At 68.2% G+C, this 17,097-nt stretch carries 18 protein-coding genes and 1 tRNA gene; 10 read left to right on the top strand and 9 right to left on the bottom strand.

Annotated elements, in window-relative coordinates; translation table 11 throughout:
• The first annotated feature begins 107 nt into the window (after positions 1 to 107).
• Positions 108 to 1,055 carry a hypothetical protein gene (locus AB0I81_RS10160; protein WP_360653118.1) on the top strand — a complete coding sequence of 316 codons (948 nt, stop codon included), beginning with the start codon at positions 108 to 110 and terminating at the stop codon, positions 1,053 to 1,055.
• Between the two features lie 5 nt (positions 1,056 to 1,060).
• Entirely contained in the window at positions 1,061 to 1,852 is a 792-nt protein-coding gene (locus AB0I81_RS10155) for a MauE/DoxX family redox-associated membrane protein (protein ID WP_360653115.1), read from the top strand.
• A 103-nt stretch (positions 1,853 to 1,955) separates the two neighbouring features.
• Here the strand turns inward: AB0I81_RS10155 and AB0I81_RS10150 are convergent, their stop codons facing one another.
• Positions 1,956 to 3,137: an ATP-binding protein gene (locus AB0I81_RS10150; protein WP_360653112.1), complete on the bottom strand. Its 1,182-nt coding sequence runs from the start codon at positions 3,135 to 3,137 to the stop codon at positions 1,956 to 1,958.
• 220 nt (positions 3,138 to 3,357) lie between these two features.
• Here AB0I81_RS10150 and AB0I81_RS10145 point away from each other — a divergent pair, with 220 nt between their 5' ends.
• The 5 genes from AB0I81_RS10145 to AB0I81_RS10125 are packed head-to-tail and all read left to right on the top strand — an operon-like array spanning position 3,358 to position 7,101.
• On the top strand, positions 3,358 to 3,876 hold the full coding sequence (locus tag AB0I81_RS10145) for a SigE family RNA polymerase sigma factor (protein ID WP_360653109.1): 519 nt from the start codon (positions 3,358 to 3,360) through the stop codon (positions 3,874 to 3,876).
• A complete protein-coding gene (locus AB0I81_RS10140) occupies positions 3,873 to 5,000 on the top strand; it encodes a hypothetical protein (protein ID WP_360653106.1) in 1,128 nt (375 codons plus the stop codon). The genes AB0I81_RS10145 and AB0I81_RS10140 overlap by 4 nt, the downstream gene beginning before the upstream one ends.
• 11 nt (positions 5,001 to 5,011) lie before the next feature.
• Entirely contained in the window at positions 5,012 to 5,470 is a 459-nt protein-coding gene (locus tag AB0I81_RS10135; RefSeq protein WP_360653103.1) for a MaoC family dehydratase, read from the top strand.
• Positions 5,471 to 5,518: 48 nt separating this feature from the next.
• Positions 5,519 to 5,995: a SigE family RNA polymerase sigma factor gene (locus tag AB0I81_RS10130; RefSeq protein ID WP_360653100.1), complete on the top strand. Its 477-nt coding sequence runs from the start codon at positions 5,519 to 5,521 to the stop codon at positions 5,993 to 5,995.
• Positions 5,992 to 7,101 (top strand): hypothetical protein, encoded by a 1,110-nt coding sequence (locus AB0I81_RS10125; RefSeq protein ID WP_360653097.1) that lies wholly within the window; start codon positions 5,992 to 5,994, stop codon positions 7,099 to 7,101. Before AB0I81_RS10130 ends, AB0I81_RS10125 begins: the two co-directional genes overlap by 4 nt.
• Here AB0I81_RS10125 and AB0I81_RS10120 read toward each other — a convergent pair.
• From AB0I81_RS10120 to AB0I81_RS10095, 6 genes are all read right to left on the bottom strand, one after another.
• Complete coding sequence (locus AB0I81_RS10120; RefSeq protein WP_360653094.1) at positions 7,091 to 7,327, bottom strand: hypothetical protein; 237 nt, start codon at positions 7,325 to 7,327, stop codon at positions 7,091 to 7,093. The two genes, AB0I81_RS10125 and AB0I81_RS10120, sit on opposite strands and share 11 nt — an antisense overlap.
• A complete protein-coding gene (locus AB0I81_RS10115) occupies positions 7,324 to 8,850 on the bottom strand; it encodes a radical SAM protein (protein ID WP_360653091.1) in 1,527 nt (508 codons plus the stop codon). Before AB0I81_RS10115 ends, AB0I81_RS10120 begins: the two co-directional genes overlap by 4 nt.
• A complete protein-coding gene (locus tag AB0I81_RS10110) occupies positions 8,847 to 9,578 on the bottom strand; it encodes a prolipoprotein diacylglyceryl transferase family protein (RefSeq protein ID WP_360653088.1) in 732 nt (243 codons plus the stop codon). Before AB0I81_RS10110 ends, AB0I81_RS10115 begins: the two co-directional genes overlap by 4 nt.
• A 1-nt stretch (position 9,579) precedes the next feature.
• On the bottom strand, positions 9,580 to 9,858 hold the full coding sequence (locus tag AB0I81_RS10105; RefSeq protein ID WP_360653085.1) for a hypothetical protein: 279 nt from the start codon (positions 9,856 to 9,858) through the stop codon (positions 9,580 to 9,582).
• Between the two features lie 1,269 nt (positions 9,859 to 11,127).
• Positions 11,128 to 11,766 (bottom strand): response regulator transcription factor, encoded by a 639-nt coding sequence (locus AB0I81_RS10100; RefSeq protein ID WP_360653082.1) that lies wholly within the window; start codon positions 11,764 to 11,766, stop codon positions 11,128 to 11,130.
• Positions 11,763 to 13,088 carry a histidine kinase gene (locus tag AB0I81_RS10095; protein WP_360653079.1) on the bottom strand — a complete coding sequence of 442 codons (1,326 nt, stop codon included), beginning with the start codon at positions 13,086 to 13,088 and terminating at the stop codon, positions 11,763 to 11,765. Before AB0I81_RS10095 ends, AB0I81_RS10100 begins: the two co-directional genes overlap by 4 nt.
• Positions 13,089 to 13,396: 308 nt before the next feature.
• Here AB0I81_RS10095 and AB0I81_RS10090 point away from each other — a divergent pair, with 308 nt between their 5' ends.
• Both AB0I81_RS10090 and AB0I81_RS10085 read left to right on the top strand, forming a co-directional pair.
• Entirely contained in the window at positions 13,397 to 13,801 is a 405-nt protein-coding gene (locus AB0I81_RS10090; RefSeq protein WP_360653076.1) for a hypothetical protein, read from the top strand.
• 158 nt (positions 13,802 to 13,959) lie between these two features.
• A tRNA-Arg gene (locus AB0I81_RS10085) sits at positions 13,960 to 14,032 on the top strand.
• Positions 14,033 to 14,466: 434 nt separating this feature from the next.
• On the opposite strand, the gene AB0I81_RS10080 is transcribed toward AB0I81_RS10085, so the two are convergent.
• On the bottom strand, positions 14,467 to 15,138 hold the full coding sequence (locus tag AB0I81_RS10080; RefSeq protein ID WP_360653073.1) for a hypothetical protein: 672 nt from the start codon (positions 15,136 to 15,138) through the stop codon (positions 14,467 to 14,469).
• 749 nt (positions 15,139 to 15,887) lie between these two features.
• On the opposite strand from AB0I81_RS10080, the gene AB0I81_RS10075 reads away from it, so the two are divergent.
• Positions 15,888 to 16,769, top strand: a complete 882-nt coding sequence (locus tag AB0I81_RS10075; protein ID WP_360653070.1) for a helix-turn-helix transcriptional regulator — start codon at positions 15,888 to 15,890, stop codon at positions 16,767 to 16,769.
• A gap of 111 nt (positions 16,770 to 16,880) precedes the next feature.
• Here AB0I81_RS10075 and AB0I81_RS10070 read toward each other — a convergent pair whose 3' ends face one another.
• The gene (locus AB0I81_RS10070) at positions 16,881 to 17,096 is read right to left on the bottom strand and encodes a DUF397 domain-containing protein (RefSeq protein WP_360653067.1); all 216 of its coding nucleotides are present in this window, start codon (positions 17,094 to 17,096) and stop codon (positions 16,881 to 16,883) included.
• Between the last annotated feature and the right edge of the window lies 1 nt (position 17,097).

Here is a 17,097-nt window from a genome sequence, read left to right as displayed (position 1 = left end):
AGATGAAGCCACTTCCCAGGGGATGCGTATTTTGCTCTCTTCTGGGCCGCTACGGCGTGAGCCGCCCTCAACTCGTGTGAACCTAGTAACAAGCGAGGGAGGGGCGGATGGGACATCCGAGCGTTGAGCGCCGCCGGGTGCTCGCCGCTGCCGCGCTGGGCCGCGAGAGCGGCGTCCCCGGCCCCGATCCGGCCGGCGGCCAGCCTCTGCGCGCGGTCGCCGGCGAGTTGCTGGACGTCAGCCCGCACGTGATCACCATCGAGACTCCCGCGGGCGCCGAGGAGCGCCTGGTGATCGCGCCGTGGGCCACCGCCTGGCACGGCGCCGACGTCGCCCCCGCCGACCTGCCCCTGGGCTCCATGGTGCTGATGCGGGCCCTGCGCGGCGCCCGGGTGATCGAGCGGATCTGGGCCGACACCACCCGTATGACCGGGACGATCCAGTCCATCAAGGGCCGCGAGGACCTGACCGTCGAACTCGACTGCGGGCCGCACCGGGGCCACCGCACGATCGTCATCCCCTACCGCTCGTCGGGACGCCTGCAGGTACGCCACCCCAAGTTCGAACCCGGCTACCTCTTCGACGCCATCGGCATCAGGCGCGACGGCACGAGCCTGGCCCTGCTGCCCGCCACCTCGCAGCCCCCTTACCCGGCGCGGTCCGTGCCGCCCGCGCCCACGGCGTACGCGCGCACGCAGTCGCGCATCGCGGGCACCGCCACCTGGTCGGACACGTTCGACCAGGAAGAGCTGGGCGCCGCCTATCCCATGCTGGAACGTGCCGACGCCGGCTGCCGGCAGGCGGGCGTGTCGTGCGCGGGCCTGCCGTACCTGTCCGTCGGGTCGATGTTGCAGGTCAGCAACGTGTGCTCGAACCGCAGCGCCAACGTGCCGGTGGTGGCGTGCGGGTGCGTGGCGGGACGGTTCTGCGACCGATGCGTGGAGTGCGACACCTCACCACGCGGGCGGATCGCGGAGCTGTCGCCGTTCTCCTACGTGGAGCTCGGCGGCGACCTGGTCAATGGATGCTTCAACGCGCAGATCGGATTGGGGTGAGGCTCGTGCTGGAGTCGCAGCTTCCGCTCCTGATCGTCATGCTGCTGCTGGGCATGGCGGCGAAGGTGTTCACCGTCGGCTCAGGCGGCGAGCCCGGGGCGCTGTCCAAGCTGGGGCCGGCGGTGCTGGTGCCGGGACGGTGGCAGGGTCCGGCGCTGCTCGGGTGCGCGGCCGGTGAGCTGGTGCTGGCCGTGGGGTTGCTGCTCACGACATATCCGCTGTTCAGGTACGGCACAATCGCGTTCTTCGCGCTGTCCACGTACGTGCTGCTGGAGTTGCGCAGGCGGCGGCCCGACGCGGGCTGCGGCTGCTTCGGCGAGGTGAGCTCTGCGCCGGTCGGGCTGCGCTCGATCGGCAGGACCGTGGTGCTGACCGGGATGGCCGTGGTGTCGGTGTGGGCGCCGGTGCCGGGCTGGGAGGCCGCGATCCGGCCCTCGTGGTGGCTGGCCGCCGGGCTGGTCCTGCTCGCGGCGCTGTCGCCGGAGATCGAGGAGCTGATCGACCGCCTGCGCTACCGCGCCCCCTGCGAGCAGCGCCCCGGCCCGGCCGAGTCGGTCACCCTGGCCAGGCTCAGGTCGAGCGGCACCTGGCGGGCCCACCGGGGAGAGCTGGCCGAGGCGGAGCCGTACGACAGCTGGCGCGAGTTGTGCTGGCGCTTCTTCGCCTTCCGCAACCACGACGAGGACGACGTGGTCTTCGCCGTCTACCTGAGCGGGCGCCGCCCGGCGGTGCGGATGGCCGTGGTCGGCGCGGAGGGCAGCGGGTCTCTGCAGGAATATACGCCAGTATCGGCCTGACGCTATAGAGCCCAATAAAGCTCTCGACAGGCATGCCGATACAGCTCTATTGGGCTGTCTAGCTTCCCCACTAGACAGCCCAATAGAGGTCTAGGGGCGTCGCTCAGATCGGTTGAGCGCGCAGGAATTTCCCGAAATGCGGCACCGTGAACGCGATCAGGCCGCGCTCGGCGCTGTAGATGAGCCCTTTCTTGATGAGACTGTCGCGGGCGGGCGAGAGGCTGGACGGCTTGCGCCCGAGGGCGTCGGCCACCTCGGAGGTCGGCACCGGCTCGTCGCCGATCTGCGCCATGGCGTGCATGTAGTCGCGCTCGGCCGGAGTGGCCCGCTCGTAACGGCTGCCGAAGAACCCGACCGCGAGCTCCTCCTCGGCCTCCGGCGCGGAGACCTTGACGTCGTCGAGCGTGATCGGACTGCGCGGGGCCAGGTCCCAGGCGACCTTGCCGTACGCCTGCACGAAGTAGGGGTAGCCGTCGGCCGCCTCGTAGAGCGCGTCGAGCGCGTCCTGCGTGAACTCCACCTCTTCCTCGCGCGCCGGCAGGATCAGCGCCAGGTCGGCCGCGTCCCGGTCGAGCTTGTCGATGCGCGCGTAGCGGAAGAGCCGTTCGGAATAGCTCTTGCTGGCCGACAACACGCTCGGCAGGTGCGGCAGCCCCGCCCCCACCACGATCAGCGGCCCGCCGGTCTGCGACAGCTCGTGGCAGGCGGCGCAGAGCGCGGAGACGTCGGCGGCCTGCACGTCCTGCATCTCGTCGATGAACAGGGCGATGCCGACGGCCAGGTCGGTGGCCACGCTCGCGGCGTCCACGAACAACTCGGTGAGGTCGATCTCCAGGTCGCCCGAGTCGGCGCGCCCGCGGCTGGCCGGCACCTCGATCCCGGGCGACCAATGCGAGGTGCCCTTGGCCGCGGCCGGATCGCGCATGGCGAACGCCTTGAGCACGCCGAGAAACTCCTCGATGCGCTCGGGCGCGCGGTGGCGCGGGGCCAGCTCGCGGATGGCCATGTGCAGGGCGGCGGCCACCGGCCGCCTGATCGACTGGTCGGGCCGGGCCTCGATCTTGCCCGTGCCCCACAGCCGCTGCATGGCCATGGATTTGAACGTGTTGAGCAGAACGGTCTTACCAACTCCCCGCAGGCCGGTCACGACCATGCTGCGCTCGGGACGGCCGCGGGCCACCCGCTCCAGCACGACCTCGAACTGCTGCAGCTCTCGATCGCGCCCGGCGAGCTCCGGCGGGCGCTGCCCGGCGCCTGGAGCGTAGGGGTTTCGCACAGGGTCCACGCTCTCGGACTTTATTGCGGGATATAGCGGCCGTCTTAGATTTGGGAAGAAAGTGCTACGGCGTGTCCGAGCAGGGGCCGTCGCGAGTACCGTCATCGGACACACCCCCTCTCACCAGGCCGAACCTCTGTTCGATTGCGGTACCTAAGACTGTAGCGCGGACTCGAACACCTATGCGATGGTTTCGAGTAAAGATCTTTGCAACAGCCCGGAGCCCCCGGTGCGTCTTAGGAATGTGGAGTTCGAGGAGTTCGTACGGGCGCGCGGCGCGGCCCTGCTCCGATACGGCTACGTGCTCACCGGCAACGCCGACGACGCGGCGGACCTCGTCCAGGAGGCGCTGCTCAAGCTGAGCGACTCCTGGAAACGGGTGCGCAGCAGGAACAATCCCGAGGCGTGGGTCCGTACGACGATGGCCAGGCAGCACATCAGCTGGTGGCGCAGGCGGCGCAGGGAGCACCTGACGGACGACGTACCCGAGGGCTCCTACACCGACGATCACGCCTTCGGCGAGTTGTGGCGGGAACTGGCCACGCTGCCGCGCAGGCAGCGGGTCGTCCTCGTGCTGCGCTACTACGAGGACCTCTCCGACGCGGAGATCGCCGAGCTCCTCGGCATCACCCGGGGAACCGTGCGCAGCCAGGCCTTCCACGCGCTGAACGCGCTGCGTGTCAAGCAGTCGGTGCGTGAATGGGAGCGGGCTGAGCGCCCGTCGGCGCGTGGATGGGAGCGGGCATGAGGACTGAGGAAGAGCTGGCCGGCGCGTTGCGCGCGGCGGGCGAGCGCGCTCCCGACGAAGGCGATCTGCTGGCGGGCCTGGCGCTGCGCAGGCGGCGCAGGACCCGGCGGCGGCTGCGCATGCTGGCGGCGGCGACCGCCGTGGTGCTGCTCGGCGTGGGCATCGGCGGCCTGGTCCGGTCCGGCGAGGGCGAGGTGGCCACGCCTCCGGCCCCGGCGCCCAGGACGGCACCGGCCAAGCGGCTCTGGCCCGGCGCGGTCTTCACGATGCGGACCGTGGGACCGGGTGAGGTGCTCCGTCATCCGATCACGGGCGTCAGCCCGACGGAGGTGCTGGTGCTGACGCAGGTGAAGGAGACGCGGCGGAGACTGGAGGTGTACGACACCGCCGCCGGGCAGTTCCGCCAGATCGCCGAGCTGGGCTCGGTAAGGAAGTACAACACGCCGATCGTGGCCGCCGACGGCGTGAACGTGGCCTGGTACACCACCGGCGAGATCTGGACGGCGCCACTGGCGGGCGGCGGCAAGGCCAGGCTCGTCACCACGCTGCCCGCCGGACGCAGCTCGGTTGACGCGATCTCGATCAACGGGGACCGGATCGTCTGGTCCGAACGGCGCGGCGACGTGTGGCGCATCTCCCTGACCGGCGGCGGGCCCGAGCGCATCCCGGCGGGAAAGGGCCTGCGCCTGCTGAGATGGCCGTGGGCGAGCGACGTGCCCGACAATCACGACAACAATCAGCGCATCGTCGTCGACCTCACGATAGGCACCAGGCAGGAGGTCAGCCCGCGGCCGCGGAGCACGTCCCTGCGCTGCGGGCCGCACTGGTGCTACGGCCGCGATTCGCGGGGCGACGGCTTCCTGCAGCGAATCGACGGCAGCCAGTTGCGGCGGGTCGGCGCCGGTTTCGACCATTTGCAGCCATGGTCGCTGGCGCCCGTGCTCAACCGCTTCGTCCTGCTGAAGTCGGGCGTCTATGACATCCAGACCGGCTCGACGGCCACGGTCGGCAATGTTCAGTTCGGCTTGCCGGGGTCGGGTGAACCCAGCACGATCTTCTACTGGCCCGTCACGCGGGGCACTATCGAGGTGCTCAACTTGGCAGCCGTCCCGACCGCGCAATAGCGTTTCGCCCCATGCGAACCTTCGCGAATGTTCAGGAGCTCAAGGCGGCCGTCGGCGAGACGTTCGGCCCGACCGAATGGCGCACCGTCACCCAGGATCAGGTCAACCTGTTCGCCGACGCCACCGACGACCACCAGTGGATCCACGTGGACGTCGACCGGGCCAAGGACGGGCCGTTCGGGGGCACGATCGCGCACGGGTACCTGACCCTGTCGTTGTTGCCGACGTTCATGTTCTCCCTGGTCAAGGTGGAGGGCATCGCGATGGGCGTCAACTTCGGCCTGAACAAGGTCCGCTTCCCCAGGCCGGTCCCCGTCGGCTCGCGCGTCCGGGCCGTCGGCGAGCTCACCGACGTCAAGGGCACCCCCGCCGGCTACCTGTCCAACCTGAAGATGACGGTCGAGATCGAGGGCGAGAAGCGCCCGGCGTGCGTCGCCGAGACCCTCATCCTGTACGTCGCCGCCGACTGATCCCCTTTCGCGTGCAACAGAATTCCGCCTGACGCGATCCCTGGGTTCGTGGGAGATTTCGACGAGTTCATCCGAGCCCGGGGAGACGCGCTGCTCCGGTACGGCTATGTGCTGTCCGGCAACTCCGAGGACGCGGCCGACCTCGTCCAGGAGGCGCTGGCCCGGCTGGGCGACGCCTGGCCGCGCGTGCGTAACAAGCACGACCCCGAGGGGTACGTCCGCACCACCATGGCCAGGCTGCACATCAAGTCCTGGCGCCGGCGGCACCGGGAGGACCTGGTGGCCGCCGTGCCCGAGCGTGGCGAGCACGACCGCCACGGCGATCCCGACCTCTGGGCCGAACTCCAGGAACTCCCCCGCAAGCAGCGGGCCGTACTCGTGCTGCGTTACTACGAGGACCTGCCGGACCAGGAGATTGCCGAGATTCTCGGCGTTTCACGTGGAACGGTACGCAGCCAGGCGGCCCGCGCGCTGGACAAACTCCGGATCAAACGCGAGACACCTGTGCTGCGGGAGGCGCGATGAGAAGCGAAGAGGACCTGGTCGAGACCCTGCGGGCGGCCGCCGGGCAGGCCGGACCCGCGAATTTCGCGGAGGGCGTGAGCCGGCGGCGGCGTGCCAGGCAGCGGGGGCGGGTGCTGCTGGCGGCCGCCGCGGTGGTGACGGTCGTGGGCGGCACGACGGCGGTCCTGTCGGGTCAGGAGCCAGCGGCCCCGCCGGTGGCGGCGTCACCGGCGCCCAGGAGCATCGTGCCGGTCGCCGAGTTGTGGCCACGGGCCGTGCTCAAGATCCCGGCCGATGGCGGTGAGGCGTACCCGGTGACCGGCCTCAGCGCGACCGAACTGCTGATGGCCACCAAGACCCGGCTCCAGGTGTACGACTCGGCCACCGGCAAGACGCGGGTGCTGGGCGAGATCCCGTACCCGATGAAGCAGTACTTTCCCCAGGGCTTCGCGGTGGGCGAGCGGTACATCGCCTGGCACGGCGAGAACGACGAGAACCGCGAGTGGGCGGATTTCTGGATCATGCCCCGGGAGGGCGGCGAGGCCCGGCGCATCGGCGAGGTCGCGGCCGACGTGGACGGGGTCGGCCTCACCGGCGACCACCTCGTCTGGTCGCTGCGGAAGGGCGGCGTCTACCGGATGCCGCTCTCCGGCGGCACGCCTGAGCTGCTGCCCGGCACCGACAGGCTGCACCTGTCCTCCTGGCCCTGGGCGCGCGAGGGCGGCGACGGCGCGAACACGACCAGGATCGCCAACCTCGAGACCGGTCAGTCCACCGCCGTCGCGCTGCCCGAGGGCATCGACATGATGCAGTGCCATCCGCAGTGGTGCGCCGGGGTGCGGGACGGCCGGCTGATCGTGCAGCGGGTGGACGGATCCGGGCGCACGACACTGCCCGGCACGCTGCTGCGGATGGGGTTCCGCTGGCTGTACGGCGACCGGTACGCGCTCTTCCTGCTCAACACCCCCGAGCGGCAGCAGCCCGTGCTGTACGACCTGACCACCGGGACGATGGCCGGGCTCGGCGACGGCGCGCAGTCACTCATCTCCCCCTCGCCGTCGACCGTGCTCTTCTGGGGCACCGGCAAGGAACGCACGGTGCTCAACCTGAAGGCCGTCACAGGATGATCGCCGCGAGCGCCGCCAGGCCGATCAGGCCCAGGTAGGCCAGTACGAGCCGGGTGTCGCGCAGGAAACACTTGCTGTGGGTCAGCCCGGCCCGCCACGCCCGCCAGTATCCGGCGAACCCCAGCACCGCGAAGCCGAGCACCGCCCACGGGCCCAGCAGCCAGGCCAGCAGGGCGATGGTCGCGTACACGCACAAACGCAGCGGATCGTACGGCTCCTTCTTCATGAAAGCACCCGCGCCTGTGCGGACAGCCGCTGCCGCGACAGCTCCGGCCACGCCTGTACGGCGCAGAACGGGGCACACTGGTCCTGGTCCGCGCGGGTGCCGACGTGCACGCAGCACTGCGTGAGCCGTTCCTCGATCATGGTCGAGAGGTCCATGAACGGTTTGACCGTGATCCGGACGACCCGCTCCCCCAGCATCGCGCGCAACTTCCTGCGCCTGCCCGGCAGAGCCGAGGAGGCGAGGGTGAGCAGGGTGGAGACGCCGAGGTCGCAGTTCTCGCAGATGTTCCGCCACAGGTCGCCGACCTGCGGATGCGACAGTGACGACTGCTCGGACAACAACCCGAGCAGCGACTCCTGTACGGCCAGGCGCAGCTCGCGCGGGATCTCGCTGTCGGCGATGCGGTTGGAGACCAGGCCCAGGTTCTCCTTGAGCCGGTCGTGGCCGATCAGCTCCGTGAGCGAGCGCCACCGGCGGGAGTCGTCGCGGATGAGGTAGCCGACCGAGCAGCAGTGCGGGTGGGAGCAGGGCAGGGCGGTCAGGTCGCGCCAGGTGACCAGGCCGTCCGTCTGCGGTCCGAGGCGTTTGAGCACGCCGGTGTGGGTGAGGCGGTCCTGCGGGTCGATGGTGCCCGACCTGCCGGAGCCGAACTGGGGTTGCAGGGACACGCCTCCGACGTACGGGGTGTCCAGCGCGAGGCGTACGACGTCGCCGATCTCACCGTCGTTCACGCCGAGCGCGGCGGTCATGACGAGGGTGGTGAAGATCTCGCGTTCGGACAGGCGCCGTACGGCCTGCGCCTTGACGCGGGTGAGGTCGCCGCCCCTGTGGTGCCTGGAGGCTTCGGCCGAGGCGCCGTCGTACTGGAGGTAGACCTCCACCCGCTCCCTGTGTTCGGTGAGCAGGTCGAGCAGGGAGTCGTCCCTGGCGATGAGGACGCCGTTGGTGTTGATCAGGATGCGGGTGATCGGGCGGGCGCTCAGTTCGGCGAGGAGGGTCTTGAGTTCGGGGTGCAGGGTCGGCTCGCCGCCGCTCAGCATCAGGACGTCGAGTTTGCCGTTCTCCCTGGCCAGGCGCTGGTCGACGTTGGCCAGGACGTCGGGGACGGGGACGATGCCGGTCAGGTCGGGGGAGCTGTCGGTGAAGCAGGTGGGGCAGCGGAGGTTGCAGGTTTCGGCGATATCTTCGAGGAGGATGCAGGTGTGCTGGGTCTGGAGTTCGGGGAGCCCTCGGAGGTAGGCGAGGGGGATCGGATCGAAGTTTCCCGAAATATCCGGCATGTGCTGTTTGGTGGGGGCGGTCCATTCCTCCAGGTATTTCAGGATTTCTGGGTCTTCGTCGTACAGCGTGCGGATAAATCCGTGTTCGCGGCATCCGCGCTCCAGCCACACCCGGCCGTCGCGCTCGGCCAGGTAGCCGCTCAGGCGCTCCACCCTGGCCAGGTCGCGGTTGTGGCAACTCGGGCAGAACGCGTTGACGTATCTGAGGATGCGGTCGCCCCTCAGGCCCATCCCTGCACTCATGTCATGACCTTCCGCTCGAAAAGGGATCGATAGTAGCCGCGTCGCCAGCCGTACCCGAGCCTCAGGGTCAGCAACAGCAGCCCCGGGATCAGGAACCACTGCGGCCTGGTGAGGTCCAGCCAGACCGTCTCGTTCGCCCTGGTGAACTCGACCAGGAAGCGGAAGGCGGCGTACGCGGCGAGGTAGAGGGTGAACAACTCCCCCGGCTGGGTGAGCCGCTTGCGTGCCCAGAGCAGCGCGGCGAAGGCGGCGAGCTGGAAGATGATCTCGTACACGAACGACGGGTGCATGGCCTGCCCGGTGAGGCAACCGGGGCATTCGGGGGTCGTCGGCGGGGCGTGCACTCCCCAGGGCAGGTCGGTGGGCCTGCCCGGCGCCTCCGTCAGGTGACAGCCGATCCTGCCCACCGCCATGCCGAGCGCCACGGCCGGGGCGAACAGGTCGCCGGTCCGCTCCTTGTAGCCGATGATCCTCTTGGCCACCAGGACGCCCACGTACGCGCCGGTCAGGCCGCCGAGGATGCTGCGGGAGCCGCACAACCACAGGTTCTCGGCGTCGAACGTCTCCAGCCATCCGGCCAGCCGCATCCCGATCGCCCCGCCGACCAGGGCGCCCGCCACCGCCGTCAGCGACTGCTCGTTGAGCGCGCCCCGGCTGCGCGCCTCCCTGATGAAGACGACGGCCGCGACGAACACGCCCAGGCCGACGAATATCTCGTGGTAGGGCATGTCAGGCGTACAGGCTCGGGTTGAGTCCGGTGCACAGGCCGGCCGACAGGATCGACCACAGCGCCCAGCCGATCATGAGCCCCAGGCCGAGTCCTCTGGCCCAGGGCCTGCGCACGAAACACAGGCCTATGCCCGCACCCAGGCCGGCGAGGGCCAGGAGGACCGCGCCGACGATGAAGTACGGGGTGGCGCTGCCGTCGGCGTCGAGGGCGGTGATGAAGGTGAAGAAGCCGATCACCGTGTTGAGGACGCTGTAGATCGCCAGGCCGGCGAAGAGCATGCCAACAAGCATGCCCGTCGAACCGGCGGCCGGCGGCGGCACCTGCGCCGACGCCGCCCCATACCCGCCCGGCCCGTACGGAGGCTGCATCGCGTCGGGAGGCTGAGCTCCGTACTGAGGCGAGGGCCCGTACGGGGGCTGCTGTGCTCCGTACGGGGGCTGCTGCGCTCCGTACGGGGGCTGCTGTGCTCCGTACGAGGGCTGCTGGGACGTGCCTTCCTCTCGACCCGCCGCGCCAGGAGGCATCGGGCCGTGAGGCGGCGGCCCCTGAGACGCGGGCCTGACATCCTGCGACGGGTGTCCCGCCTCCGTCCCTTGCGTCTGCGACGGGTACCCAACGTCCGGCGGCACGAAAGACGGCCGCCCAGCGGGACCGTCCCCTCCCCCAGGCGGACCCGATACGCCCATAGGCCCTGGCATGCCGGACGGTGGGGGCAAGTGCGCCGGCACTCCGCTCGGAGGAGGTGGCGGGGTCATCGACTCGCCGCTCGGAGGAGGCGGCGGGGTCACCGGCTCACTGCTCGAAGGAGGCGGCGTAAACGTAGGCTTCCCGCTCGGAGGAGGAGGCGTATTTACCGGTTTCTCCCCAGGCGGAGGCGACGGCCTCGGCACCGACTCCCCTGACGGAGGCGGCAAGAACTCCGGCTCCCCACCCAGCCCCGCTTCGCTGCCAGGCTCTTCGGGTTCCTCACGCGGAGGCTGTGGTGGCGGTGTTGTGCTCATCTGCTTGGTCTACCCCCTAGTCATGATCAGACTAGGCAACGCCGATTGCCATCCAATCATCATCCTCAACGGGTCTCGGACGCACGCGCGGCGGCGTAAGACGGCGAGCTGGCCGAGGTGTCCAGGGTGTGGAACCGGGGGGACCTGGACTCGACGACGTGCGACGGCCCCCGCGACGCGAGACGAACCCTCGCGACGTGAGACGATCCTCGCGACGTGAGACGATCCTCGCGACGTGAGACGATCCTCGCGACGTGAGACGATCCTCGCGACGTGAGACGATCCTCGCGACGTGAGACGACCAATGACATGAGACGACTCCGGCGACGCGAGACGACCGGCAACCGACAACGTGAGACGGCAACCGTTGGCGCGCGGGCACTCACCGACGCCCCGACCCACACACCCTCACCCTCCGCGCAGTGGGCCCCTCCCCCTCCGCGTAGTGGGGCCCATCCCCCTCCCCCGCCCCGTAGTGGGGCCCATCACCCTCACCTTCCTGCGTAGCGGCCTATCACTCTCCCCCTCCGAGGAGCGTAGTAGGGCCTACACACCCTCACCCTCCGAGTAGTAGATCGCCGCCTGCACCCGGCTCTTCAACCCCAGCTTGTTCAACACCCGGCTGACATGCGTCTTGGTCGTGGCCTCCGCCATATCAAGCTCCCTGGCGATCTCAGCGTTGGACAATCCCCGGCCGATACAAGCCAGCACCTCCCGCTCCCGAGGCGTCAAACTGGCCGGATCCGCTCCCAACTCCCGGCGTACCGGCACCTGCTCGGCAAACGCCGAAATCAATCTCCGCGTAACCCCGGGCGAAATCAGCCCATCCCCCCGGGCCACCACCCGAACCGCCTCGACCAACGCCTCGGCATCCGTATTCTTCAGCAAAAACCCGGCGGCACCGGCCCGCAGCGCCCCGAACACGTACTCATCAATGTCGAACGTGGTGAGAATCAGCACATCACAAACCCCGGCGAGTTCCCGCGTGGCGGAGATCCCATCGAGCCGAGGCATCCGTACATCCATCAACACGACATCGGGCCGCAGTTCCCGGGCCATGGCAACGGCCTGCTCCCCATCCCCGGCCTCACCCACGACCTCGACGTCATCCGCTCCGCCCAGGATCAGCACAATCCCGGCCCTGACCGCCGCGTGATCGTCAGCCACCAACACCCTGATGCTCACCAGCCACCTCCATTCCTCTCACCCATGTGACCGGCTCCACGATCAGAACCAGAAGACGCCTTGTCGACCCCCTCGGCGGAAGTCTCTGCAAGCTCCAATCGCGCCACACCCTGACCAAGCTCACCCCCCTCAGCCGTCGGAAGAACCGCCAAAACCCGCCACCCACCACCACCGGCATCACCCCCATCACGCTTCGCCTCCTCCCCACCTGAAGCACCATCCTCATAGGAAATATCCCCGGCCTCGAAGAAACCCCCGACCAACGCAGCCCGCTCCCGCATACCGATCAGCCCCGCACCGGCTCCCGGCAACCCGACCGCTTTCCTCCTCCCGCCAAGCGCATTGCCAACACTCACCCGGACCCGCTCCTTCTCATAAGCCACGACAACCGAAACCGGCGACTCCCCATGCTTGAGCGCATTGGTCAGGGCCTCCTGCAATATCCGGTATCCCGCGAGATCGATCGGCGCGTGCAACTCCCGCACCTCACCCTCCACCCGCAGTTCAACGTCCATTCCGGCCTGCCTGACCCTGTCGACCAGAGTCTCCGCATCGGCCAGCCGCGGCCGGGTGGCCTCGTTGTCCCCCTCGTCGCCTTCCTGCCGCAGAAGCCCGATCATGGCCCGCATCTCGGCCATTCCCTTGACGCTGTTCTCCCGTACGGACTCCATGATTTTCCGTACGGTCTCCCGATCGAGGTCCTTACGCGAGAGCGCCGCGGTGGACTGAATGGCGATGGCGCTGAAGTGGTTGGCGATCATGTCATGCAGTTCGCGCGCCATCCGCGTACGTTCGGCGGTTATGGCGGCCTGCCTGTCGAGCTCCGCGAGACGGGCCATCTGCTCGGCCCGCGCCCGCGCTGCCGCGGCCCTGTCCCGTTGCTCCCGCAGAACCAGCGCGGTGGTGACGGGCGTGATCAGCACCAGCCCGGCCTGCACCCCCATGACGGCCAGCGCCCGCCAATCCTCGGCGAGAAACCCGGCCAAGGCCCCGGCGACCACCGCCAGCACGGTCGCCACCCCGAGCAGCACCCGAGCGAACCGAGCGGGTCCATAGAGCGCCGCGGCGTACAGGTTGTCGGTAAAAACCAGAATCGTCGCCAACGACGGCCCGACGAACCCATCGATGACGATCCCGACCACGCCCAACCCCAGCGAACCCAGGGGAGCCCGCGTACGCACCAGCACTCCCGCACAGGTGAAGGCCAACGGCACGATCAACACCCACGTGGGCGCACCGCGATCGACAAGGGGCCGCTGCCCCAGGATCAGCACCACCCCCATCGCGAAGGCCAGCCCGGCCCACAACGCCACACGGTTCATGCCCACATCCCACCACCTACCGAGGGCCCTGCCCTCCTGCAAAGGTCCGCCTGTGGATACACCCTTCGATGTATCCACAGCCCTCAGACCCATTGCGAACCCTTTGACACGGATGGCAACTTTCGCCCCTGGCGAGTCAGGAAGAGAACTAGCCTCAGCGGCGATCTTTGTTACACCGCGATAGAAAAATCTCCACCCGACCGCCACCCGCGGGATTTCACGAACCTGACACTCCTTGCAACTATGTGCTCACAGAACGTGGGACCCGAGCAAGGGATCCCTTCCAACTGCCGCAAAGGTAGGGGTACGTGGACATAGAGGCGGAGATTCGCAATCTGAAACTCCGTGTAGACGCCCTCGAAAGACACCTGCGTCCAGGCAGCACGGTCTCCGGCCGCCGCCGCATGAGGGCCCAACGCCGGCGCATGAACATACCGGCACAAACCTGCACCCCCGCGGAGGACCTCCAAACCGACATCACCACCACATCCATGAACGTCACGGAGATGACAACCCGGCTCAGAACCCTCCAAGCCGAACTGTCACAGGACATCTCCGCCGTCAACGACGAGATCGCCGGCATGCGAAGGCAGGCCAACGACCACTTCTCCAAGCTCCGCGCCCAGATCGGAGACCAGCACACTTCCGTCTACCGAAGACTGACCGACCTGACAATCCTGCTCGAACGCCTCCTGAAGAAGACAGATCCATAAACCCCCGAGCCCCCGACCCGCATCGGGGGCTCCCAACCCCCCAGCCCAGTCCCCCTCCCTCCAGCCCAAGCCCCCAGTCACCCACCCAACATCAACCACGATTGCCGTATCTGGTTCGAGGCACTCCCCGAAACCCGCTATGCTTGCTTACGCAGCAAGCGGCCGTAGCTCAATGGATAGAGCATCTGACTACGGATCAGAAGGTTACGGGTTCGACTCCTGTCGGCCGCGCACAGTCTGACCAGGGAGTTCCTCGATCTAGAGGGACTCCCTGTGGCATTTCTAGGATCGGTTTCGGTTCTGGCGTCTGAGAACGGACGAGTGTCGCTGGTTTCGCTGACGAGCCGATCGCTCGAGCCCCACACCGTGCACGTCCGTCAGCCGGTGCTTGTCGGTTCCTTCGCCATTGCCGGGTCGTAGCTCACGTGACCGGGCAAGGCGGCCGTGCCGGAACGTGCCCTGGGTGGTCTTCATGTTCACGCTTGCCCGTGCACTCAGATGGCTGTGGCGTGTCGGCTGCCGGCCGTTGGTGGATGCCGTGGGGAGCGTTCTCGTTCGGGAAGCCGGGTGGCCGAAGATGCGCAAGAGCGAGCCTGAGCCAGCCGAACGGCCGGATCGTACTGGAGCTCCTCCGGGAGGATGAGGGGCAGGCTTTGGCCGGGCTGCTACGGGCTCTGGGTGAGCTGGTCGGTGGCGCCGTCGAACTCGAGCATGGCCGCGCGATGGCCGTGGAGGGCGGCGCGGCGGAACCAGCTCGCCGCAACCCACGGCTCGCCTCTGCTGCGGTGGGCCAGGCCGAGCTGGTAAGCAGCCTCGACGTGGCCGCCGTCGCTCGCAAGGCGGTAAAAGAACATGGCCAGGCTCAGGTGGACGGGTTGCCGTAGCTGGAACTCCCGGCCGTACGAGTAGGCGAGTTTGGCGGCGAACCGCAAGCTCTGGGGGTGGTCGGACAGTGTGGCGGCGTCGGGGTGGCCGGCGGCGCGGGCGCGGGCCAGCCAATGGTGGGCGTCGTCCGGCCAGCCGCGAAGCAGGGCGATGACGGCCAAGCGCAGCAAGTGGCGGGGATCGTGCGCGTCGCTCGCGAACAGCACCCGGATGCCGCTCCTGCCGAAGACGCGGAGCAAGTACTCCCGTGACATCGGCTCGATCTTCTCCTCCGGAGCCTCCTGCCCTGCCGCGGGCAACGGCACAGACGGCACGGACGAGGGCGCCGAGTCCGGCTGGGTGTCGCGGGCCGCGCGCCACAAGAGGTGCCAGGCCTTGATGTCGTCCAGAGGGTGCACGTCCAGGCCGGCCCCCTGAGCCGCCGTACGGCACGCGGTCACGAACGAGAACACCCACGGCCACTCAGGGGCACGTTTGCGCTTCCCGGTCAAAATGTCATGCGTGGTGCTTTCCGCCAGCTCTCTGTTGCTACTTCGCGATAATTTTCGCAGTTCTGACAACGTCGGAGAGCCGGCCAGCGCAACCAGCTCGTTCAACTGAGCGACGAAAGTGCATAGCGCCGCATCGGGGGGATGTTCAGCCATCGCTCCATGCCGGAGATGAGTGATCTTCGAGTATGCGTGGTGCTGTGAGCAATTTTGGCATCGCCTGACGGCCAGGTGCGCACAATGAACGTTCATTCCCATCTCAGAGCAGTAAAGCTGACCCATCACTCAGATCATGATGAATTCCGACCTGTTCATACTCGCCGTATAAATCCGGACGAATCCGGATGAGGTCGGATGATCTCGGAACGGGCCACCTCCCATCCGAGGTCATCCGGAGACGTTCGGGAACGATGGACACGCGGAGCGTCACTGACACAGGATCGAGCCGGCCAGTACCCCATACAGGACCAGCGAGCCGCGCAACCCCCACCATCACCATCTCCACCACCACCGATCCCGCAAGCCTCACCAACGCCAGACGGGCGCGAATCCGCATGAATCATCGTTCCTCCAGAGAGCTCCCACCTAGGCCCATACCGAGCCGCTATAGGAGCCTTGACCACCATCACCGATCGTGGTTGAGTGCATCGTGTTGAATAGCAATGAATCAATCCGACTCAGAAGATGAACCAGCTCCACCGGATCGGGGACCCATGGACGACCTCGCGGCAGAAGCGGGGAGGCACCGCACCAGGCGACAGCGGCTGGCGATCGAGCTCCGGCGCCTGCGCGACCTCGCCGGCATCTCGGGGCGGGACCTCGCCCACCGCATCGGCATGAGTCAGTCCAAGGTCTCCCGGATCGAATCAGGCAGCGTGATCCCCTCACTGCCGGAGGTCGCGGCCTGGGGCGACGCGGTGGAGGCGCCGGCTCAGACCAGGGAGCTGCTCGCCGACCTGACAGAGGCCGCGTTCACCGAGATGCACACCTGGCGCGCGGCCCTGCAGCAGCAGACGCATCTCCAGGACGACATTCGTGGGCAGGAGGACGAGGCGCAACTGCTCCGGGTCTTCCAGCCGGCGATCGTTCCAGGCCTGCTGCAGACCGCCGAGTACGCCCGCCGCGTCTTCTCGCTGTTCGACCCGCCCTACTTGGAGGGCGACCTGCCGATGGTCGTCGCGGCGCGGCTGCAACGCCAGCTCGCGCTGTACGACGAGAGCAGGAAGTTCGAATTCATCGTCACAGAGGCGGCGCTGCGATGCAGGCCGGGACCGGTGCGGCTGCTGCTGGCGCAGCTCGACCGCATCGCGACTCTGAGCACGCTGGAGAACGTCACGCTCGGGGTGATTCCCCAAGACGCGGAATCGGCTGTGTGCCCGCCACACGGATTCACGCTCTACGAGAGCGACAGCAGCACGATAGACAGTTTTGTGGAAGTAGAGGTCACACATATGAGGTTGATCGTGCGCGACGCCGAGGACGTGGCGACGTACCGGCGGCAATGGTCGCTGCTCGGCGAGATGGCTCTTTACGGTGACACGGCGCGGGAGTTTCTCGCGCAGTTGAGCGCCGGCATACGTGCCACGGCCCGATGACCCGCGGGGGCCGTCCGACCGGCCTTGGGGCGCGCCCGACGGGGGCCCGCCCCAAGGCCGGGGAGGGCGCCGCAGACCGCGGCGCCTCTCCTGAGAACGGTCCGGCCTGGGTCAGGCCAGGTCGAACTCTCCGGCGTCCACGCCGGAGAGGAAGGCGTTCCACTCCGCGGCGCTGAAGCGGAGCACAGGCCCACTCGGGTCCTTGGAGTCGCGTACAGCGACCCAATTACGGTCGATCGCCACCTCGACGCAACCGCCACCGTGGTCGCTGAAGGTGGCCTTGTACCACGCGGTGCCCAGCGACTTGTTGCCCTTGACCTCGTTCATT

This window comes from Nonomuraea sp. NPDC050404 (genome assembly GCF_040655495.1).
In the GTDB taxonomy this organism is placed as follows: Bacteria; Actinomycetota; Actinomycetes; order Streptosporangiales; family Streptosporangiaceae; genus Nonomuraea.
The sequence above is the reverse complement of the archived record's forward strand: the minus strand, read 5'-3'. Positions and strand labels throughout refer to the sequence as shown.